Genomic DNA, 17,734 nt, shown 5'->3' with positions numbered 1-17,734 from the left:
TCCTATTTTTGTGGAGCAGGACTACGTGCCCCAGCTGGTGCACCTGTTCAGGGCCCGAAACAAGATCATGAAGCGAAGCTCCTAACGAACTTCTGCTCCGTTTTAGGCCTGTTTTCAGGAAAACGGCCCTGAAACAAACCAGCCATCAGCACCCAAACTCAGTACCCATTGCCTTGAAGCAACCTTTGCTCTGAGGCTATCTTACCGATAGAACTTGTTTTCACTACTAAAAAAGACCGGCGGGCTCTTCCTCTTCCTGCTGCCACTCTTCTCCTGGGCCCAGCTTCCTGCCGTGAAGGTAGAAGGCTTTTTCCTGCGTGACACCGTGGAGTTGGGACAGTCGGTGAAGTACGTCCTGCGGTCCAGGCACGCGCCCCAGGCCGAGGTCCTGTTCCCGGATACCACGTTCCGGTTCGCCCCCTTTGAGCTGGTCCGGAAGGAGTTCTACCCTACCCGCACTATTAACGGCACCAGCATTGACAGCACCATTTACACGCTGCGCACCTTCAGCCTGAAACCGGTGCAGGCGCTCCAGCTCACGGCTCAGATGTTCCATAACGGCGACACCCTGCACCTGGTAACGCCCCGCGACTCAGTCTATTTGAAACAGAATGTGGCCGTGGTTCCAGATCCGTTGCCCCTGCAGGCAGCCACTCAGTTAAGGCCCGTCCCGGAGCAGTTCAACTACGTCTACTGGGCGTTGGGTGCCGTGGCGGCGTCTATTCTAATTGGCGGGGTCTGGGTCTTGTTTGGCAAAGGCATCAACCTGCGGTACAAACTCTACGTGCTCCGGAAAGATCAGGCCCAGTTTCAGTACCGGTTCCAGACCTCCCGGGAACGGTTCCAGCGAGGTAAAACCCTGGATCAACTGGAGCGTGCCATCACATTATGGAAGAACTACTTAACCAAGCTGGAAGACATCGCCATCAACTCGTTTACCACCAAAGAAATTGCGTCGTACTACGAGGAAGACGAGCGGGTGAGCAACGCCCTAAAAGTATGTGACCGAGCCATTTACGGCAACATCATTTCAGACGATGAAACCGAGGTAACCGATTCACTGAGTCAGTTAGCCGAGTTCTCGGCGTACCGCTATGTTTTAATCCGAGACTCCCTGCGCAATGTGGCAAGCACCCGCTGATTTCTCCTGGCTGAACCTGAGCTGGTTCGCGTGGCGCACCTGGCAGTCGTTCGACTGGGCCAACCCGGGCTACCTGTACCTGCTTCTGAGCGTCCCCTTTCTGTTCCTGCTCCGCTGGCTTTTGACGGTGCGGTTCCGTAGAAAAATGGACGTGGCATTGTTTGAAGGCAGTGTCACCTGGCACTGGAGCAGCGTCTTACGGTATCTGCCGGATCTGGTGTTCGGGTTGTTCCTGATGCTGGTGCTGGTGGCGCTGGCCCGCCCCCAGAAAACCGATGAAACCGTTGAACTCTCCGCCGAGGGCATTGACATTGTACTGGTCATGGACGTGTCCGGCTCCATGGAGTTAACCGATTTTCTCCCCAACCGCTTGGAAGCCGCCAAGGAAGTGGCCCTGCAGTTTGTGAACGGCCGGGTGCAGGACCGCATTGGGTTGGTGGTATTCGCTGGTCGGGCCTTTTCCCTCGCGCCCCTCACCACTGATTACGAGCTCATCCGGGAAAGCATCAGAAGCATCAGGTTGGGCATGGTCTCGGAAGACGGCACGGCCATTGGCAGCGCATTGGCGGTGGCCATCAACCGGCTCCGCGAATCGAAAGCGAAGTCAAAAGTCTGTATTCTGATCAGTGACGGCGAAAACACCGCCGGCAGCCTTGACCCAGAACTGGCGGCCCAACTGGCGCACGCTTTCCAGTTGAAAGTGTACACGGTGGGCATCGGGAAGGAAGGTACCGTGCAGATGGAGGCGGACTCTACCGGAAAAATGGTGTCCATCCAGACGGGGCTAGAGGAGAAAACACTGCGGCAGCTTGCCTCGCTGGCCGAGGGGCAGTTTTTCCGGGCGCAGAACGCCAACACGCTCACCGATATTTTCCAGCGCATCAACAACCTGGAGAAAACCGAGATAAAAGAAACCCGGTACCGTGACACCCGCGACTATTACCAGATATATTTGCGCTGGGCCATTCTGCTGCTGCTGCTGTGGCTGCTGCTCAAAAACACCTTTTTCACCAACGCGTTAGAAGATTGATGACCATCCAAGAAAACATACAGGACTTCCGGCAGCGGCTGCAGGGCTCCAACTGCCAACTCATTGCCGTGTCCAAAACCCACCCGGTGGAGCTGATCATGGAAGCCTACGAGGGCGGCCAAAGAGCCTTCGGGGAGAACAAGGCGCAGGAGATGAAAGACAAACAGCCCCAGCTCCCCGCCGATGTGGAGTGGCACATGATTGGGCACCTGCAAACGAACAAAGTAAAGTACATCGCCCCGTTCGTGCACCTCATCCAGTCCGTAGACAGTTTGCGTTTACTGCAGGAAATTGACAAACAAGCCCAAAAACATCACCGTGTAATTGATTGCCTGCTGCAGTTCTACATCGCCGAGGAGGAAACCAAATTCGGGCTTGATCTGGAGGAAGCGCGGCAAATTCTTCGTTCCGAAGAGTTCTCCAACCTGAAAAATGTGCGTATCTGTGGCGTGATGGGCGTAGCCACCTTTACTCAGGACGAAGAACACCTGCAACGTGAATTCTCCCGTCTGCGCGGCTACTTTGAAGCGTTAAAAAGTGAGTTTTACCCTGAATTGGCGTTTTTCAAGGAAATCTCCATGGGCATGAGCTCCGATTATCAGCTGGCCATTGCCGAGGGCAGCACCATGATTCGAGTGGGCAGTGCTATCTTTGGCAACCGGAACTACGCCGTCTCTCAGTAATTTTTAACCTGATTTAAGAAAATGACCCTTAAAACGATATTGATCCTAGGTGCCCTGCTAAGCGGATTGGGCGTCATGATTGGCGCCTTCGGGGCGCACGGCTTGTCAAAGCTCCTCACTGAAACCGGCCGCACCGAGACCTTTGAAACCGCGGTGAAATACCAGATGTACCACGCCCTGGGCTTGCTGTTGGTAGGCGTGCTCATGGCGCAGTTTCCGGCAGCCACCGGCCTGCGCCTTTCCGGGCTCTGTTTCCTGATCGGTATTCTCATTTTTTCCGGTTCGCTGTACATTCTGTGCCTCACCGGCATTAGATGGATGGGTGCCATCACTCCCATCGGCGGCTTGTTTATGATAGGCGGCTGGCTGAACATGGTGTGGGCTCTGGCCAAGAACCTGCCGTAAACAGCCTCTACAACAACAAGCAAAAACGCCTCTCCTGCCAAAGCAAGAGAGGCGTTTTTCGTGTGTTTTGGAGAAAACGGCCCCAAAAGGCTAGTTGGCGGCGGCAATAGTGGTCACGATCATGACCTGGGCATTGCCTTGCACGGCGTTTGATTCTACGGTAATCACTTTGTTTTGCTGCCCACGTTTACCGGCGCTGTTGAATTTGGCGGTGATGGAGGCTGTTTCGCCGGGCATCACGGGCGCTTTGGGGAAATCAGTGGCGGTACAGCCGCAGGTGGTCCGCACGTTGGAAATGACCAGCGGCAGCGTTCCGTTGTTGGTGAACTTGAAGGTGTGCTCCACCACATCGCCGGCTTTGATTTCGCCGAAGTCGAATTTCTGCTCTTCAAACTGAATGGAAGGGCCCACCGGAGCCGGGGCCGGCGGAGCAATGGGAGCCACCGGAACCGCCGCCGCCTGAGCAGCGGAAGTTGTTTGCGCCATGGCGGCCGTGCCCCCGAAAAACAGGAACATCGCACCCAAAACTAATTTTTTCATATCTGTTTTGATTAGGTAAGTCAATCAGCGGTAGCGAAGATACTTAATCTTCTACTCGTTCTGGCGCATTCTCCAGCAGTTTCTCGTTGAAGTTCACCAGGAACAGCTGCTCAGAGGCCCGCGTGGCGGCGGTGTACAACCAGCGCGCAAATTCCTGCGTCACCAGATCTTCCTTCAGGAAACCGTGGTCCACGAAGACGGCCTGCCACTGTCCGCCCTGCGCTTTGTGGCAGGTGAGCGCGTAGGCAAACTTCACTTGCAGCGCATTCAGGTACTTGTCCTGCCGCATTTCCTGTGCCCGTTGCCGCTTGTTGGCGATGTGCTGATAGTCTTCCAGCACCTGTTGGTACAGTTCCTTGTTCTTGTCGGCGGGCAGAGCCGGAGCCTCGGAGTACAGCGTGTCCAGCATGATTTTGGTATCCAGCTCCTCCTCATTGGGGTAATCCACGAACCGGATCCGCACGTCGGCGAAGCGTAGGCCGTACAGTTCCTCGTAGCGGATAATCTTGGTGATCTCCACGAAGTCGCCGTTGGCCATGAACCCGATGCTGGAGTCTTTGGGCAGCCAGGTGTAGTTGTTGCGCACGATCATGAGGTAATCCCCTACCCCAATCTCGTCCTCGGCAAAGAAAATCTGCCGCCGGATGTGCTGATTGTACAGGTTCGCGGTTTTGTTGGACCGGCAGATGACGGTGGTGTTGTCAATCCCGAACTTGTCATAGGCGTACCGCAGGCCGTCTTCCAGCTTATCGCCGCGCATAGAGAAAATGTCTCGGTAACCTTTGGTTCTGAACGCCAGCTCTGGTTGCTCTTTTATTAATTCGTTCCGTAACCGGGTGGCGTTCATCAGAATTCCAGATTCCTCGGCTTGCCGCATGACCTGGCGCATCTCCATCTCGTGCACGTGGCACTGGAAATTACTCTGCAGGTAGCCCGCATCCAAGGATGGGCTAAGCGTCTGGTTCACGGGCGGCAGCTGGGCGGTGTCACCGATGAGCAGCAGTTTATTGCTTGGTTTTTCAAAAACATACCCTAACAGGTCCTGTAACAGGCCACTGTCCCCGAACGCTTTGTCATCCGAGATCATGGAGGCCTCGTCCACAATGTAGATCACCTGCTCGCTCTTGTTGGGCTGTCGGGAAAAAGACATGCCTTCTGAGTACGGATTGGCCGTTTGGCGGTAGATTTTCTTGTGGATGGTAGAGGCTGGTTTGGCCGAATACGTGGACATGACCTTGGCCGCCCGGCCGGTGGGCGCCAGCAGCACATATTTGTAACCGAAACTGTTCAGGATCTTCACCAGAGCGCTCACCACCGTAGTTTTACCCGTACCGGCGAAGCCCTTGAGCAGGAACACCTCTTTCAGGCCGGTGCGGCGCATGATGAAATGGTCCAGTTTCTGGAACAGGTTGGCCTGGTCCTGGGTGGGTTCAAACGGAAAATTCTTGCGGAGCGCTTCTGCGGGTGTCATAGTTACTGCTGGGAGATGGAGGCTTCGGGCCGGATAGTGGCCATGGTCGCCGAGGCCTTCGCGATTAGTTTCTTCGCGCCGGCACCATCTATACTAAAGATTTCTGCCTCACAAAAGTTCAACGTTCTGCCTTGTTTCAGCACCCATCCTTTGGCAAACAGCGCGGTTCCCACGCCCGGGTTCAGATAGGAAATGTTCATGTTGGTAGTGACCACGTGCTGGTCGGCGGGTACCAGGGTCACGGCGGCAAAGCCCATCACAATGTCAGCGAGGGTGGCAATGACGCCCCCGTGGGCGAAGCCTTTGTTTTGTTTATGCTTTTCTTCCAGGGTTAATTTACCTTCAATTGCCCCTATTTCAATGGTCTCTATTTCAAAACCCAGCAAATGCATGTAAAATTGCCGCTGAAGTTTTTCTTTTACCGTATTTCTAAAGTCAGGATTGAACGTCTGTAACATTTGGTAAAAGTACTGCCTCAGGACCTGCCCCACAACCTATGGAGAACATTCATCCGCTTGCGGAACAATACTCATCCAAAACCAGAGTGAGAGTCTGCGGACTTCTGGTGCAAGATGACAAAGTACTACTAGCCCGTCATAAAGCCGCGTTCGGCGAAGGTTACTTCTGGATGCCCCCCGGCGGCGGACTCGATTTTAATGAAACTGTAAAAGAGTGCCTCAAACGCGAATTTAAGGAGGAAACCGGCCTGGAGGTGGAAGTCAGCCGATTTCTGTACCTCAATGAGTTTCTTCGGCCGCCCCTCCACGCCATCGAGCTTTTCTTTGAAGTCAACCAAGTAAACGGCACCTTGGAGTTGGGCTCCGACCCCGAGCACGAGCCGCACGCCCAGCTTCTGGAGGAAGTGAAATTTTTGGGCATCCGGGACATGTTTCAGCTGAAGCGCGATGAACTGCATCCCATTCTCCACGCCCTGGTGAACCTGGATGATCTGTTTATTCCGCGGCAGATTTTTCTGGATTGAGGTAGGAGAGTTGTTTTGGAGCTGTTTTTCGTAAAATGGCTTCAAAACAGAGTTTGATTGTTGAGCTAACAGCCCGCCCTCCGTTGTTGGTGTTCTCTTCAAAAATCATGTCAACTTCCCTTAAGCAGAGGTTCCCCCTTTGAAGGGATGAAGGGGGATGTTTACACCTGCTGATCACTTGCCCGCCTATGCTCTCTATTTCTGTCTTGCCAAGCCTCAAGATTGCAGTCGCGGTCTGCCCGCGTTTGTCACTTTTCTCCTGGATGAGAAAAGTAACCAAAAGAATCATGAAGAAAAGAAACTCGCTGACGCTCAGACAGTCTTTTCTTCAATAAAAGGTACCACCCCGCAGCCGTCCTCTGTTTCATAGGAAGCAAAGGTCATTACAGCTGGAAACGTTCTTGCGTGCGGCAGCACGTGCCTCGGCCCCATGGTGGACCTTCGTCCCGCCCTGCCGCAGGTGAATGCCAGCCAAATCGCTAGCTTGAATTATCTGATCATGTAGAGACAAGGCATGCCTTGTCTCCCTGGTTCTGTCGCAATGAACGGGTACTATTGTCAATGAGCTAGCGATGTACTTTGTAGACAGTTTTGCGTTTAGGACACGTTTTCAGGAAACTTGATCATTTCTACAAACATGCAACTCCCTGTTTCAAGGCTGTTTTCCTAAAAACAGCCTTGAAACAGGGAGTTGCAATGAAGAGCGGTAAACCTGTACCTGACACTTATATTAATAAGCACTGGCTTGATCCAGCAGAGCGATATCTTCTTGGCTGAGGGTGATCTCTGCGGCTTGGGTTAGATCCTGTAGTTGCTCCAGGCTGGTGGCACTGGCGATGGGAGCCGTAATGCTGGGGCGGGCCATGAGCCAAGCCAGCGACACTTGCGCCGGCTTGGCGTTGTGCTGGGCGGCCACTTGGTCTAGGGCGGATAAGATGCTGTAGCCACGCTCATTTAGGAAGCGCTTCACGCCGCCGCCACGGGGGCTTTTGGTCAGGTCTGCCTCACTGCGGTATTTCCCTGTCAAGAAACCGCTGGCCAGAGCGTAGTAGCAGATCACGCCAATGCCTTCCTGTAAGCACAAGGGCTCCAGTTCGGCCTCAAACTCCTGGCGGCTGTAGAGGTTGTATTCGGGTTGCAGGCTTTGGTAGATTGGCAGATCGTGCTGTTTGCTGATTTCCAGGGCTTGTTTCAGACGACTGGCTTTGATGTTGGAGGCCCCGATGGCGCGTACTTTGCCTTGCTGAATCAGTTGTTGGTAAGCTTCCAGCGTCTCCTCGAAAGGAGTGCTTTCATCATCTACGTGTGATTGGTACAGGTCTATATAATCTGTCTGGAGGCGGCGCAGCGATTCTTCAACCCGGCCCATGATGTAGTCTTTTTTGAGGCCTTTCTGGTTGGGGCCTATTTCCCAGCCCACTTTGGTCGCGATGACTACTTTGTCGCGGTTGCCGCGGGCTTTGAGCCAGTTCCCGATGATGGTTTCCGACTCGCCGCCGGTGTTGCCGGCAACCCAAACCGAGTAGCCGTCGGCGGTGTCAATCAGATTGAAACCGGCCTCGGTGAAGGCATCCAGCAGTTGGAAAGAGGTTTTCTCGTCAATGGTCCAGCCGAAGACGTTTCCGCCGAAGGCTAGCGGGGCCACTTCCAGGCCTGATTTTCCTAAGGTGCGCTTTTTCATAGAAGTAAAGGTTAGTCTTGTTCTTACGGCAAAAACCCGCTGCGGCCATGCTCTGGTTTCGCAGCGGGTTTCTATAGGTATTCTCTTTCTAGAGAGATTGGTTACGAAATGGTCAGGAAAAATTCCTCGGCCGGGCGGCGCACTTTCTTGGCCGAGGCCAGTACGTCTTTGGTTTCATCACGGTAACCCAGGGCCAGCAGCGCCACGCTTCGCAAACCTTTCTCGCGCAATTGGAGCAATTCGTCCAAGGCTGTTGGGTTAAAACCTTCCATAGGCGTGGCATCTACCCGCTCAGTAGAAGCAGCTACCAAGCCGGTACCCAACGCAATGTACGCTTGCTTGGCCGCCCAGTTGAAATTCTCCTCGGGGGTTCTGCTCTTGATCATGTTGTTGATGCTGCCCGCAAAACCAGCCAACGTTTCCATGCCCACGCCTCTTTCAGCGGCAATCTGGTTCATGTAAGCGGTCACCTGCTCCTCGGTTAAGGTGTCCCAGGCGGCGAAAATGAGCAGATGGGAAGCCTCCACAATCTGGGGCTGGTTGAAGGCCACGGCCTGAATCTGTTTCCGTACTTCAGGATCTTCCACTACCAACACGTTATAGGGCTGAAACCCCATAGAAGAAGCAGAAAGCCGGATGGCCTCCAGGATAGTGTCCATTTTGTCCTGCGGGATTTTCTCGCCCGTCATGCGTTTGGTGGCATAGCGCCAGTTCAGGTCCTGAAGTAAGTTCATGTTTTTTTAAAAAAATAATTTATTTGTCTCTACGATAGTTGTATAAACAAATTTACGTACTTTTGGTTTCAAATAGATACTGGTTTACATTTAGATACTGGTATCCACTATGAAATCATATAGATATGGAAGCACTTATCAAAACCGAACGCAACCTGTGCATCACCCACATCCTGCCCATCCGGGATGCGCTGGACATTCTAAGCGGAAAATGGAAAATTCCGATTATTGTGGCCCTTTGCGTGCATAAAAGACGCTTTAAAGAACTGCACCGCGATGTGCAGGGCATCACGGCCAAAATGCTTTCCAAGGAACTAAAGGAATTGGAAATGAACAAACTGGTGAAACGCACCGTGCATGACACCTCGCCGGTCACCGTGGAGTATTCCATCACCGACTACGGCCACAGCCTTACCCCGGTCATCAACGAACTGCGCGACTGGGGCATGAAGCACCGCGACAAGATCATCTACCACCCCGAGGAGGTATAACGTTTCGGGGCTGTTTTCCTGAAAACAGTCCCGAAACGGGTATTACCCGATCAGCTTTTTGGCTCGCTCCAGGTCTATCTCTTTCTCCCATTTAGACACGAAGATGGTGGCCACGGTATTCCCGATCAGGTTGGTGAGCGCCCGCGCCTCACTCATGAACCGGTCTATGCCTAAAATGAGCGCCAGGCCCGCCACGGGAATATTGCCCACCACCGGCAGCGTGGCCGCCAGCGTAATGAAGCCACTCCCCGTCACGCCGGCCGCTCCTTTAGAAGTAAGCAATAACACCAGCAGCAATGTTAACTGGTGCCCAAAGTCCAGCGGCGTATCAGTGGCCTGGGCCACGAACACGGCCGCCATGGTCAGGTAAATGGAGGTTCCGTCCAGGTTGAAGGAGTAGCCCGTAGGCACCACCAACCCTACCACCGGTTTGGCGCAACCCAGCTTCTCCAGCTTTTCGATCAGCGAGGGCAAGGCGGCTTCTGACGAGGAAGTCCCCAACACAATCAGTAGCTCTTCCCTGATGAAACGGAGCAGCTTGAAAATACTGAAGCCCATCACTTTCATCACCCCACCTAGAATAACCACAATAAAGAGCACGCAGGTGAGGTAGAAAGACCCCATCAACTGGCCCAACGCGCCCAAAGAACCCAATCCGTATTTCCCGATGGTGTAAGCCATCGCCCCCAGAGCGCCCAAAGGCGCTACCTTCATGATGATGTGAATGATGGCAAACAGCGCCTGCGATAGCGACTGGATAAAAGCATACACTGGCTGGCCGCGTTCGCCTATCTTTGACAGTCCGAAGCCAAACAGCACCGAGAAAAACAGAATCTGCAGCAGATCACCCTGGGCCAGCGCGTCCACGATGTTGTTGGGGATGAGGTGCATCAAAAAGCCAACGGTGCTGGAGGTATCTGCTTTCTCGCCGGCGCTGGTGAGCGCCGACAAGGCCTCAGTGTCCAGGCTGGCCGCGTCTACGTGCATGCCCGTGCCCGGCTGAAGCAGGTTGACCACCAGAAGTCCCAGCAGCAGCGCCACCGTGGTGAGCACCTCAAAATACAGCAGCGCCTTTACCCCTACCCGGCCTACCTGCTTCATGTCCTGCATGCCGGCAATACCCGTCACAATGGTGCAGAACACCACCGGCCCGATCATCATTTTCACCAGTTTGATGAAGGCATCGCCCAGCGGTTTGAGTTGCACGCCCAGCTCCGGCCTGAAATGCCCTAACAGCACGCCAATCACAATGGCACTGATGACTTGAAAATAGAGGCTTTCGTAGAGAGGTTTCTTCCGGATCATGGGGGCGATAAGGTAAATACTAAAGAGTAAGAATAACCAGATTTATTTCAAGGAGCAAAATCTGATCGCTACAAACCTTCGTTTAGGGGCTGTTTTTCTAAAAACAGCCCCTAAACGCCGCGTATATTTTACATGCTTTTTGCTTATCATCGTGGATATTCGCCTGTTTTTCATCTCGATTTATCTATCAAATTATTATTCTCTTCTGGTAAAAATCGAGAGAAAATCACGGAATCAGAGAGCAATGAATTCTCTGTTCATCTACAACAGATGCCAAAGGGAATCAAACTTAATTTAGACAATTGTCGTTTATTAAAAGACAGTTGTTATCTTTATCACCAGTAGTACCTTTGCGTTAAAACCTGATCTTTATGCCCGCCACCCTGAACCTTTCCAACACCTCAGTAGATGACCGCGACATCCTGTTGCTGGTGCAGACCGTGCGCCAGGGGATCAAGTACCCGCTCTTTGTGAAAATAGCGAGCCAGAGTCCGTTTAACCTCAGCGAGTGGTCGGTGTTTTTGCACTTGTCTGAGCGCACCATTCAGCGGTACAAAAAGGAGAAGAAAACCTTTGACCCTATCCACTCAGAGAAAATTCTGGAAGTGACACTGCTTTACAAGCGGGGCACCGAGGTCTTTGGCAGCTCCGAGAGTTTCAACGCTTGGCTAGAGGCGAAGAACGTGGCCTTGGGCGGCATCACGCCCAAGAGCCTGCTGGACACCACCTTCGGGATCAGTTTGCTCAAAGACGAACTCACCCGCATTGAACACGGTGTGCTGGCATGATTGCGTATCGGCTGAGCAAAGGACTTTATAAAAACGATCTTTCCGGCAGGGGTGCCGAGATTGCGGGTGGCCGCTGGAACAGCAAAGGCACGGCGCTGCTGTACACCTGTGAATCCCGCGCCCTGTGCACCACCGAGATCGCCGTGCATACGCCGCTGGGCATTGTACCCGTGGACTACTGGTTGATTACACTGGAAATCCCGGACGAGCTTTTGCTAAGCGAAGTGCTGCTCTCTGACCTCCCCCCGACTGGCGGAGTTTCCCGCACCCCAACTCCACCCAACTCATCGGGGACGCCTTCGTGCGCGAGAGCCGCACGGTGGGCATGAAAGTACCTTCGGCGGTGGTGCACGGCGACCATAATTACCTCTTCAATCCGCGCCATCCTGAGTTTGGTCAAATCAAGCTGCTCAGTTCAGAGCCCTTCCCCTTTGATGAGCGGCTGTTTATGCGGTAAGGTGACATAGTTAGAAGTAAATCCCAGCCCTCAATAGTGACTCCTATTATGTATAGAGTGACAGCTGAACTTCTCCCCGGCTTTGGCTGATACCTCAACGCTTCGTTTTCTAGGAAACCTTGAATCTTGAGCATTTGAAGGAAGCTATTTTTCACCTTTTCTTTCCCATTCCTGCCAAACTTTGCTAGCTTCCCTTTTTCTTTGACGGAAGGAGATGAAGATAAAGACTTACATCATTGATGCCTTTACCCGGGAAGCATTCAAAGGGAATCCGGCGGGGGTTTGCCTATTGGAGCAGCCGTTGACCGAGGCCCAAATGCAGGCCATTGCGGCCGAGATGAACCTTTCTGAAACTGCTTTTCTGGTTCAGGACCCAAACCAGGCTTTCGCTTTTGGCATCCGGTACTTTACCCCCACCGTGGAAATCGCCTTCTGTGGGCACGCAACGCTGGCCTCCGCAAAACTGGTCCTGGAGAAACTGGAACTGGAGCAGGTAACCTTCACCACGAAGCAACATTTGGTGCTACACGCCATAAAAGAAGCCGATCACCTCCTGATGCGGTTCCCTTTGTATGACTACCAGCCGCATGAATCGCTGCCCGGGCTCTTTGACGCCTTGAGTTTGCCGCCCAGTTATCCGCTGTATCTGTCTGAACCTCTCCAGATGCTCCTGCTGGAAGTGCCTGATAAACAAACCCTGCTCCAGCTCCGGCCCGATTTTGACCGCCTGGTCCGCTTACTGGACACGGTGAACGGCTTGGCGGTAACCACCAGATCAGAAGACCCCGAGTACGATTTCTACTCCCGTTGCTTTTGGCCGTGGGTGGGCATCAATGAAGACCCCGTTACCGGTTCAGCGCACAGTGCCCTGGCCAGCTACTGGTCACATAAACTACAGAAAACCGAACTGCGGGCGTTTCAACTCTCGGCCAGAGGCGGGTATCTGCACCTGACCATCAAAGAGGACCACACCTTGGAGGTGCGCAGCCAAGCCCAGATTGTTCTGGAAGGGGAACTGCACCTCAACTAGAACCCTCTGGAAAGGACACAGTGCCGCCTGTTGCACCTCAGTCCTACCCTACCGCTTTTCCGCTGTTTTCTGGAAAACAGCCTCAAAACAGATCCATCTTTAACATACAGAACCCATCTAATCACTTCTCTTGATGAAAAGCAGACGTCACTTCCTGCGGCTTTCCGCCCTGGGTACCGCCTTTGTCAGCGGTGTTTATCCCCTCCACAAGGCCTTCTCCGGAACGCTGCAGGCAGGCAAAACCAACAAACCGCTGGTCATTTCTACCTGGGACCACGGCATGCCCGCCAATGATGCCGCCTGGAAGATCCTTTCCCAGAACGGTCACGCCCTGGATGCCGTGGAAGCCGGTGTGCGCGTGCCCGAAGGAGACCCCAACGTACGGACGGTAGGCTACGGCGGTTTTCCAGACCGCGAAGGCAATGTCACCCTGGATGCCTGCATCATGGACAAAGACAGCAACTGCGGCGCGGTGGCGTATCTGCAGCACATCAAGCATCCCATCTCGGTGGCCCGTAAAGTCATGGAAGACACGCCGCACGTCATGCTGGTAGGCGATGGTGCCCTGCAGTTCGCGTTATCCAAAGGCTTTCAGAAAGAGAACCTGCTCACCCCAGAATCAGAGAAGGATTGGAAAAACTGGCTCAAAGAGTCCAAGTACAAACCCGTCATCAACATTGAGAACCATGACACCATCGGGTTGCTGGCCTTAGACGCGCATGGGAACCTGGCGGGTGCCTGCACCACCAGCGGGGCCGCCTTTAAGATGAAGGGCCGCGTAGGCGATTCCCCAATCATTGGAGCCGGTTTGTTCGTGGACAACGAAGTGGGCGCCGCCACCGCCACCGGCCTGGGCGAAGCCGTGATCAGGATGGTAGGCAGCCATTTGGTAGTGGAACTCATGCGCCAGGGAAATTCCCCGGAGAAAGCCTGTCAGTTGGCCGTGGAGCGCATCATCCGCAAACAGAAGGATGTAAAAGACCTGCAGGTGGGCTTCATCGCCATCAACAAACAGGGCGAATACGGTGGGTACTGTATCCAGCGGGGCTTTAACTACGCCGTCCGGGACCAGCACACAAACAAACTGCTGGATGCTAAATTCAAGCTCTAAAGCGGCATGATGAAGCAAATCATCATGGAGGTGTGCGTGGATTCCGTGGAGTCGGCGATCACGGCGCAGGAAGCGGGTGCCCGGCGGGTAGAACTCTGCGATAACCTGGTAGAAGGCGGCACCACGCCCAGCGCCGGCATGATCCAGCTTTGCCGCAAGCATCTTTCCATAAAACTGCACGTGCTTATTAGGCCCCGCCGGGGCGATTTCCGGTACTCAGATCTGGAATTCAGTGTCATGCAGCAGGACATTCTGTTGGCCAAGCAGTTGGGGGCCGATGGTGTGGTACTGGGCGTGTTGCAACCCGATGGCACCATTGATGTGGCCCGCACCCGTGAACTGATAGCCGCGGCCCGCCCCATGAGCGTCACCTTTCACCGGGCCTTTGACCTCACCCCAGATCCGTATCAGGCCTTGGAAGACCTGCTCTCGCTCAAAGTAGACCGGCTGCTCACTTCGGGGCAACAGGACACGGCTTCCAACGGCGCCGCGCTTCTCTCTGAACTTCGGCAAAGAGCCGGTAATCGCCTGGTTATTCTGCCCGGGGGCGGCATCAACGAGCACAACCTGCCGGCGCTGCTGGAACAAAGCGGGGCGATGGAGTTCCATGCCTCGGCGCGGGAGTTCAGGGAAAGTGCCATGACCTTCCGGCGGGAAGATGTTCCCATGGGGGGAACACCTTTGGCAACCGAATACGGGCACATGGCCGCATCCAGGGAAAGAATCAAGACTCTGCTGGCCCTGGCCCAAGGAAGCTGAAGAACCACTTGCCAACTGCCCAAAGTTTTATACTTTTACCCTTTGCTCAAGCCCTGTTTTGCGGCCGATTTACGAAAAACAGCCCCAAAATATCCAATAGGTTCATTCCCGCGTATGCCATTCGGAAATAAACCGCAAGCTTTTGCCGTTGGCACAGTAAACCCGAAAACCCATGCCCAAAATCCTGATCATAGATGATGAACGTAGCATCCGCTACACCCTGAAAGAAATTCTGGAGTACGAAAGCTATACCGTAGACGAAGCCGAAGACGGCGAACGCGGCCTGGACCTGCTGCAGAAAAGCAAATATGACGTGGTACTCTGCGACATCAAAATGCCCAAGCTAGACGGGATGGAAGTACTGGAACGGGCCATGATTCTGGTGCCAGACACTCCTTTTATCATGATCTCGGCGCACGTCACCATTGACACCGCCGTAGAGGCCACCAAGAAAGGCGCCTATGATTTCCTGGTGAAACCCCCGGATCTGAACCGGCTGCTGGTATCGGTGCGCAACGCCCTGGATAAGGCTACTCTGGTCACGGAAACCAAGACCCTGAAGAAGAAGATTTCCAAAACCTATGAAATGGTAGGCTCGTCTCCCGCCCTGGGGAAAGTAAAGTCGGCGGTGGCGAAGGTGGCTCCCACCGATGCCCGCGTATTGATCACCGGCCCCAACGGAGCCGGGAAAGAGCTGGTGGCGCGGTCACTGCACGAGCAAAGCAACCGGGCGCAGGGCCCGCTGGTGGAGGTCAACTGCGCAGCCATTCCCAGTGAGTTGATTGAAAGCGAATTATTTGGCCACGAGAAAGGATCGTTCACCTCGGCGGTGAAGCAGCGCATCGGGAAGTTTGAGCAGGCCAATGGCGGAACGTTGTTTCTGGACGAGATCGGGGACATGAGTCTCTCGGCGCAAGCCAAAGTGCTGCGCGCGCTTCAGGAGCACAAGATCACCCGCGTGGGCGGCGACAAAGACATTACCGTAGATGTGCGCGTGGTGGCCGCTACCAATAAAAATCTGTTGGAGGAAATAGAAGCCAAGAACTTCCGGGAAGACTTGTACCACCGCCTGAGTGTCATCCTGATCCATGTGCCGCCGTTAAACGAACGCCGCGAGGATATCCCCAGCCTGGTGGAGAAATTCCTGCAGGATGTGGCCCGCGACTATGGAAACAAACCCAAGCAAATCTTGCCCGAAGCCCTCACCTACCTGCAGTCACTGGACTGGCGCGGGAACGTGCGGGAGCTCCGCAACGTGGTGGAACGCCTGGTGATCATGAGCGAAGACACCATCACCGAGGACGATGCCCGAGCCTACGCCAAGTAGAAAATAAAGCTTTAGAACGGAAATCGCCGCTTAGTCTGGTTCTAAGCGGCGATTTCCGTTTTAAAGCAGTTTTAGTTAAACCAGGCCTAAAACGCTACCCCACCAGTAGGTTACACCCCCTAATGTCGGAGTTGTCAAAGCGGCCCATGATCTCAAAGGACCCATCGGGGTAGAGTTTGCCCAGGTCTTTGGTTTCGATGAAAGCGCAGGAGTCTACGTTGGCCAGATCAATGACATTCACCCCCCCGGAACCGGCCTCGCTGGAGACGGAGAAAGGATCGTTCACGTCGCGCACCAGCACCCGCAGCGTACGCGAGGGCTGGAAAATACCTTGGCCGGTGGAATAGGCTTGTGACAGCAGTTCGGTCATGCCGTACTCAGAATGGATGGCGTCTACCCCAAATGCCCGGGTCAGGAGACCATGCAGTTCCTCGCGCACCATCTCGCGCCGCCGGCCTTTCATTCCGCCGGTTTCAAAGATGACGGTGCCGCTAAACTCCCCAGGGCTTACTTCCTCGGCTAAGTCCAGCAAGGCGTACGTTACCCCAAACAGGTACACTTTTTTGCCGGACCGCTTCGCCTGTGCCACCGCTTCGCGCAGTTCGGCGTGGTTTCTGAGGTAAAAGCCGGGCTGGGTTTGGCCGCTGGCCTTGATGAAGTGGTCAATCATCATCACCAGAGAGGAATCTCCCTGCTCCAGATACGAAGGCAACAGCGCCAGAAAGACACATCCGGCCAAAGGTCCGTAGGTTTCTTCAAACAGGTACTGGGCATGTACTTTATAGAACTCGGGATCAGCTACCAGGTGCTGGCTTCTTTGTTGCTGCGTGGTCCCGCTGCTCTTGAAAACAACAGCTGGCGTAAACGGATGCGACTGAACAGAATGGGTTTTAAAGAACTCGATGGGCAGAAACGGAATCTGATGGAGCTGTTTTACGTGGCTCAGCTCCTTCTTCAGGTGCTTCAGGTACGTGCCGTACACCGGATTATGCACCGCCTGGTAGTGGAACAAGGCCAGGGCTGCGGCTTCAAACTCCTGTGGCCCCTGTTGCAGGATCTCTTTTTTGTACTCTACGGGAAAACCCATGGAAGATGGTGCTAAATTATACAACAAAGTAAACAAGTGCGCGTTAGGATTTGTACCTTAGGTGCTCATAATTTTACTATGAAAAAACATAGACTCTTTTTTAGTCTGGCCTTTGTGTTTGGTTCTCTGGGCTTAACCGCTTGCTACAACTCCCCCGACTTTCCCATGGAACCCAGCATTGAGTATAGAGGCTATACTCATAATGCAGCCCTGAAGGGCTTGAATGTGGTGGACACCATACAACACGTGATCAGGTTCAGGGACGGCGACGGAAACATTGGACTTTCTGATGCAGATGATCCTTCGTTGATCGATTTCTACTGCGACTTCTACGTCAAGATCAACGGCACCTTTCAACAAGTCTACGTTCAGACCCAAATCAGAGAAGGTGACCCACCGGTTACCAGAATAGAATACAGCCTCATCAAATACTATAACCGTCTACCGGAAATCTATTCCGTTGACCGAACGGAACCGTTGGAGGGCGACATCAAAGTGGGCGGGTTTGACATCCCCAAAAACCAGTCTATCTACTACAAAATGAATGATTTTTACTTAAACAAACGGTTGGTTCAGGGAGACACCATCAAGTATGACTTCTACATTCTGGACCGGGATAGAAACAAGAGCAATAAAATAGAGTCGCCGGAAATAATTCTTAAGTTCGACAAGTAAACCGCTTTATCGCCTTTCATTTAAAAAGCCACCGGCC

The 17,734-nt window shown here is 53.7% G+C and carries 19 protein-coding genes and 1 pseudogene; 13 read left to right on the top strand and 7 right to left on the bottom strand.

Annotated features, from left to right (window positions below):
• Window positions 1-214 precede the first annotated feature (214 nt).
• The 4 genes from H7U12_RS21900 to H7U12_RS21885 are packed head-to-tail and all read left to right on the top strand — an operon-like array spanning window position 215 to window position 3,259.
• Window positions 215-1,141 carry a hypothetical protein gene (locus H7U12_RS21900; protein ID WP_186642055.1) on the top strand — a complete coding sequence of 309 codons (927 nt, stop codon included), beginning with the start codon at window positions 215-217 and terminating at the stop codon, window positions 1,139-1,141.
• Window positions 1,122-2,171 (top strand): vWA domain-containing protein, encoded by a 1,050-nt coding sequence (locus H7U12_RS21895; RefSeq protein ID WP_186642054.1) that lies wholly within the window; start codon window positions 1,122-1,124, stop codon window positions 2,169-2,171. Before H7U12_RS21900 ends, H7U12_RS21895 begins: the two co-directional genes overlap by 20 nt.
• The gene (locus tag H7U12_RS21890) at window positions 2,171-2,854 is read left to right on the top strand and encodes a YggS family pyridoxal phosphate-dependent enzyme (RefSeq protein WP_186642053.1); all 684 of its coding nucleotides are present in this window, start codon (window positions 2,171-2,173) and stop codon (window positions 2,852-2,854) included. The genes H7U12_RS21895 and H7U12_RS21890 overlap by 1 nt, the downstream gene beginning before the upstream one ends.
• 21 nt (window positions 2,855-2,875) lie before the next feature.
• Entirely contained in the window at window positions 2,876-3,259 is a 384-nt protein-coding gene (locus tag H7U12_RS21885; RefSeq protein WP_186642052.1) for a DUF423 domain-containing protein, read from the top strand.
• Window positions 3,260-3,349: 90 nt separating this feature from the next.
• On the opposite strand, the gene H7U12_RS21880 is transcribed toward H7U12_RS21885, so the two are convergent.
• Genes H7U12_RS21880 through H7U12_RS21870 form a run of 3 tightly spaced genes read right to left on the bottom strand, consistent with a single transcriptional unit; the run spans window position 3,350 to window position 5,728 of the window.
• Entirely contained in the window at window positions 3,350-3,799 is a 450-nt protein-coding gene (locus tag H7U12_RS21880; protein WP_241749622.1) for a DUF1573 domain-containing protein, read from the bottom strand.
• 43 nt (window positions 3,800-3,842) lie between these two features.
• Window positions 3,843-5,270 carry an ATP-dependent DNA helicase gene (locus H7U12_RS21875; protein ID WP_186642051.1) on the bottom strand — a complete coding sequence of 476 codons (1,428 nt, stop codon included), beginning with the start codon at window positions 5,268-5,270 and terminating at the stop codon, window positions 3,843-3,845.
• Window positions 5,271-5,272: 2 nt separating this feature from the next.
• The gene (locus H7U12_RS21870; protein WP_186642050.1) at window positions 5,273-5,728 is read right to left on the bottom strand and encodes a PaaI family thioesterase; all 456 of its coding nucleotides are present in this window, start codon (window positions 5,726-5,728) and stop codon (window positions 5,273-5,275) included.
• 38 nt (window positions 5,729-5,766) lie between these two features.
• Between H7U12_RS21870 and H7U12_RS21865 the strand changes: the two genes are divergently transcribed.
• The gene (locus H7U12_RS21865) at window positions 5,767-6,252 is read left to right on the top strand and encodes an NUDIX domain-containing protein (RefSeq protein ID WP_186642049.1); all 486 of its coding nucleotides are present in this window, start codon (window positions 5,767-5,769) and stop codon (window positions 6,250-6,252) included.
• 730 nt (window positions 6,253-6,982) lie between these two features.
• Here H7U12_RS21865 and H7U12_RS21860 read toward each other — a convergent pair.
• On the bottom strand, window positions 6,983-7,933 hold the full coding sequence (locus H7U12_RS21860; protein WP_186642048.1) for an aldo/keto reductase: 951 nt from the start codon (window positions 7,931-7,933) through the stop codon (window positions 6,983-6,985).
• Between the two features lie 101 nt (window positions 7,934-8,034).
• Window positions 8,035-8,667 (bottom strand): NAD(P)H-dependent oxidoreductase, encoded by a 633-nt coding sequence (locus tag H7U12_RS21855; RefSeq protein ID WP_186642047.1) that lies wholly within the window; start codon window positions 8,665-8,667, stop codon window positions 8,035-8,037.
• Window positions 8,668-8,792: 125 nt separating this feature from the next.
• On the opposite strand from H7U12_RS21855, the gene H7U12_RS21850 reads away from it, so the two are divergent.
• On the top strand, window positions 8,793-9,158 hold the full coding sequence (locus H7U12_RS21850; RefSeq protein ID WP_186642046.1) for a winged helix-turn-helix transcriptional regulator: 366 nt from the start codon (window positions 8,793-8,795) through the stop codon (window positions 9,156-9,158).
• Window positions 9,159-9,200: 42 nt separating this feature from the next.
• Here H7U12_RS21850 and H7U12_RS21845 read toward each other — a convergent pair whose 3' ends face one another.
• Window positions 9,201-10,463, bottom strand: a complete 1,263-nt coding sequence (locus H7U12_RS21845) for a dicarboxylate/amino acid:cation symporter (protein ID WP_186642045.1) — start codon at window positions 10,461-10,463, stop codon at window positions 9,201-9,203.
• A 371-nt stretch (window positions 10,464-10,834) separates the two neighbouring features.
• On the opposite strand from H7U12_RS21845, the gene parS reads away from it, so the two are divergent.
• From parS to H7U12_RS21815, 6 genes and pseudogenes are all read left to right on the top strand, one after another.
• Window positions 10,835-11,251, top strand: coding sequence for a type II RES/Xre toxin-antitoxin system antitoxin (parS, locus tag H7U12_RS21840; RefSeq protein WP_186642044.1), 417 nt, complete (start codon window positions 10,835-10,837; stop codon window positions 11,249-11,251).
• Window positions 11,248-11,708, top strand: a pseudogene (locus tag H7U12_RS21835) (RES family NAD+ phosphorylase). The gene parS and the pseudogene H7U12_RS21835 overlap by 4 nt, the downstream one beginning before the upstream one ends.
• A 214-nt stretch (window positions 11,709-11,922) precedes the next feature.
• On the top strand, window positions 11,923-12,738 hold the full coding sequence (locus H7U12_RS21830; RefSeq protein ID WP_186642043.1) for a PhzF family phenazine biosynthesis protein: 816 nt from the start codon (window positions 11,923-11,925) through the stop codon (window positions 12,736-12,738).
• 133 nt (window positions 12,739-12,871) lie between these two features.
• A complete protein-coding gene (locus H7U12_RS21825) occupies window positions 12,872-13,849 on the top strand; it encodes a N(4)-(beta-N-acetylglucosaminyl)-L-asparaginase (RefSeq protein ID WP_186642042.1) in 978 nt (325 codons plus the stop codon).
• A 6-nt stretch (window positions 13,850-13,855) separates the two neighbouring features.
• Window positions 13,856-14,608, top strand: a complete 753-nt coding sequence (locus tag H7U12_RS21820; protein ID WP_241749620.1) for a copper homeostasis protein CutC — start codon at window positions 13,856-13,858, stop codon at window positions 14,606-14,608.
• A gap of 172 nt (window positions 14,609-14,780) precedes the next feature.
• A complete protein-coding gene (locus H7U12_RS21815; protein ID WP_186642041.1) occupies window positions 14,781-15,935 on the top strand; it encodes a sigma-54-dependent transcriptional regulator in 1,155 nt (384 codons plus the stop codon).
• Between the two features lie 94 nt (window positions 15,936-16,029).
• Here H7U12_RS21815 and H7U12_RS21810 read toward each other — a convergent pair whose 3' ends face one another.
• Window positions 16,030-17,022, bottom strand: coding sequence for an acyl-CoA synthetase family protein (locus tag H7U12_RS21810; RefSeq protein WP_186642040.1), 993 nt, complete (start codon window positions 17,020-17,022; stop codon window positions 16,030-16,032).
• A gap of 78 nt (window positions 17,023-17,100) precedes the next feature.
• Between H7U12_RS21810 and H7U12_RS21805 the strand changes: the two genes are divergently transcribed.
• Window positions 17,101-17,697 carry a hypothetical protein gene (locus H7U12_RS21805; protein ID WP_186642039.1) on the top strand — a complete coding sequence of 199 codons (597 nt, stop codon included), beginning with the start codon at window positions 17,101-17,103 and terminating at the stop codon, window positions 17,695-17,697.
• The last annotated feature ends 37 nt before the right edge of the window (window positions 17,698-17,734 follow it).

It is taken from the genome of Rufibacter sediminis (assembly GCF_014269285.1).
In the GTDB taxonomy this organism is placed as follows: domain Bacteria; phylum Bacteroidota; class Bacteroidia; order Cytophagales; family Hymenobacteraceae; genus Nibribacter; species Nibribacter sediminis.
Note: the sequence above shows the minus strand (reverse complement) of the source record. Positions and strands in the feature narration are given on the sequence as shown.